The organism is Streptomyces niphimycinicus (assembly GCF_018883605.1).
GTDB lineage: Bacteria > Actinomycetota > Actinomycetes > Streptomycetales > Streptomycetaceae > Streptomyces > Streptomyces niphimycinicus.
Window position 1 is genome coordinate 1 of the sequence record NZ_JAHLEM010000008.1, and the last position, 3,255, is coordinate 3,255.

General features: G+C 73.8%; 1 protein-coding gene. It reads left to right on the forward strand.

From position 1 onward, the window contains the following. Nucleotides 1-3,255 (forward strand): non-ribosomal peptide synthetase (locus KN815_RS00710; protein WP_216339119.1); only part of this gene is annotated, 3,255 nt, incomplete at both ends.

The following is a 3,255-nucleotide window of genomic DNA, read 5'->3' on the forward strand; positions in this document are numbered from 1 at the left end:
GGTCCTGCGGCCCGAGGAGCCGCTGTCCGGGCTGCTGGCCCGGGTGCAGGAGCAGCAGTCGCTGCTGACCGACCACCAGTACCTCGGCCTCACCGACATCCAGAACATCGCCGGTACCGGTGAACTCTTCGACACGCTCACCGTGTTCGAGAACTACCCGCTCGACCCGGCGGCGCTGGAGCTGCCCGGCACCGGGCTCGGCGTGCTGGGCATCGACGGCCGGGACGCCACCCACTATCCGCTGACCCTCGTCGCCATCCCAGGGCTGCCCGGCCAGGGGCTCCAGTTGCGGCTCAACCACCGGCCGGACGTGCTGGATGCGGCGGCCGTGGCGGAGCTGGCCGACCGGCTGCCGCGGCTGCTGGACCTCATCGCCGCGGACCCGGAGCGCCCGGTCGGGCGGATCGATGTGCTCGGCCCCGACGAACGCGCCCGGCTGCTGGCGCTGGGGACCGGGGACACCGGCCCCCGGCCCGCCGCCTACGGGTCCATCCAGCGGCGGTTCGCCGACCAACTGGCCCGGACCCCGGACGCGGTCGCGCTGAGCGACGCCGACGGGCAGGAGGTCACCTACCGGGAGCTCGACGCCCGCGCCAACCGGCTGGCGCACCGGCTGATCGCCATGGGGGTGCGTCCGGAGAGCCCGGTCGCCGTGATGCAGAATCGTTCCGTCGGTCTTGTGGTCTCGATCCTCGCGGTGCTGAAGGCCGGTGGTGCGTATGTGCCCCTGGACTCCCGCTATCCGCGGGCCCGGCTGACCCTGATCGTCGAACAGACCGCCGCCGGTGTGCTGCTCACCGACCGCGACCTGAGCGAGGCCGCCCGCGCCTTCCCGCACCGGGCCCGGCTGCTGGTCGTCGACGACCCCGCCCTCGACGGTGCGGCGCCGCTCGACGGCGAGCCGGACACCGACCCCGCCCTCGACGGACACCATGAACAGCTCGCCTATGTGATGTACACCTCGGGCTCGACCGGCACCCCCAAGGGCGTCGCCGTCACCCATCACGATGTGCTCGCCCTCGCCTTCGACGGCGCCTGGGACAGCGGCCACCACACCCGGGTGCTGCTGCACTCGCCCCAGGCGTTCGACGCCTCCACCTACGAACTGTGGGTGCCGCTGCTGCGCGGCGGCCACATCGTGGTGGCGCCCCCCGGCGAACTCGACGTCCAGGACCTGGCCCGGGTCATCGCGGAGCGGAAGGTCACCGGACTGTGGCTGACCGCCGGTCTCTTCCGGATCCTCGCCGAGGAGCGGCCCGAAAGCTTCGCCGACGTGCGCGAGGTGTGGTCCGGTGGCGACGTCGTCCCCGCGCCCATGGTGCGCAGAGTGCTGGCCACCTGCCCCGAACTGGTCGTCGGCGACGGCTACGGCCCGACCGAGACCACCACGTTCGCCGCCTACCACCGGATGCGGGCGCGGGACACCGTCCCCGACACCGTGCCCATCGGCCGGCCGCTGGACCGGATGCGGCTCTACGTCCTCGACGACAACCTGGCCCTCACCCCGCACGGAGTCGCCGGCGAGCTGTACATCGCCGGAGCCGGACTCGCCCGCGGCTACCTGGACCGCCCCGGCCTCACCGCCGAGCGCTTCGTCGCCGACCCCTTCGGCCCCGCCGGGGCACGGATGTACCGCAGCGGCGACCTGGTCCGCTGGACCGACGGTGGCCTGCTGGAATTCGTGGGCCGCGCCGACGAACAGGTCAAGGTGCGCGGCTTCCGCATCGAACTCGGCGAGATCGAGACCGTCGTGGCCCGCTACCCCGGCCTCGCCCAGGTCGCCGTGATCGTCCGCGAGGACCGGCCCGGCGACAAGCGCCTGGTCGCCTACGCCGTCCCGGCCGGTGGACAGCCCGCCCCGGACCTGGCCGCGCTGCGCGACCACACCGCGGCCGCCCTGCCCGCCTATATGGTCCCCGCCGCCTTCGTCGCCCTGGAGACCCTGCCCGTCACCACCAACGGCAAGGTCGACCGCCGGGCCCTGCCCGCCCCCGACTACGGCGCCGCCGCCACCCGCCGGGCCCCGCGCACCCCCGAGGAGCGCACCCTCTGCGAGATCTTCGCCGAGGTGCTGGGGCTGGCCGAAGTCGGCATCGACGACAGCTTCTTCGACCTCGGTGGCCACTCCCTGCTGGCCACCCGCCTGGTCAGCCGGGTGCGCTCCGGATTCGGCGTGGAGCTGGCGGTACGCAGCCTGTTCGAGGCCCCCACCCCCGCCCGGCTGATGGCGGCCATCGCCGGAGCCGCCCGCGCCCGCACCCCGCTGCGGCCCGCCGAGCGGCCCGAGCTCATCCCCATGTCGTACGGCCAGCACCGGCTGTGGTTCCTCAACCGGCTGGAAGGCGCCGCGTCCCCGTACAAGATCCCGATCGCGCTGCGGCTGACCGGACACCTCGACCGCGAGGCCCTGCGGGCGGCGCTGGGCGATGTGGTGGACCGACACGAGGCGCTGCGCACCGTCTTCCGCGAGACCGGCGGCACCCCGCACCAGGTGGTGCTCGGCACCGACGCCGCCACTCCCGACCTCACCATGGAAACCGTCACCGAGGAGGAGCTGCCCGAGGCGCTGCTCCGGGCGGTCGCCCCCGGCTTCGACCTCGCCGTCGACCCGCCCCTGCGGGCCACCCTGTACACACTCGGCCCCGACCGCCACGTCCTGCTGCTGGTCCTGCACCACATCGCCGGTGACGGCTGGTCGATGGGCCCGCTCGCCCGCGACTTCTCCCTGGCCTACACCGCCCGGCTGGGTGGCGCGGCGCCCGAGCAGGACCCGCTGCCCGTGAGCTACGCCGACTACAGCCTCTGGCAGCGGCAGGTCATGGGCGGCGAGGACGACCCGGACAGCCCGATCTCCCGGCAGCTCGCCTTCTGGACCGACGCCCTCGCCGGGCTCCCGGACGAACTGGAGCTGCCGGCCGACCGCTCCCGGCCCGCCGTCGCCACCTACCAGGGCGGAACCCTGATGTTCCGGCTCGAACCGGAGCTCCACCACGGGCTGCTCGGCCTCGTACGCGACAACGAGGCGAGCCTGTTCATGGTGGTCCAGGCCGGGCTCGCGGCGCTGCTGACCCGGCTGGGAGCGGGTACCGACATCCCGCTGGGCAGCCCGATCGCGGGCCGCACCGACGAGGCGCTGGACGACCTCGTGGGCTTCTTCGTCAACACCCTGGTGCTGCGCACGGACACCTCGGGCAACCCGACCTTCCGGGAGCTGCTGGCCCGCGTCCGGGACACCGATCTGGCCGCCTACGCCCA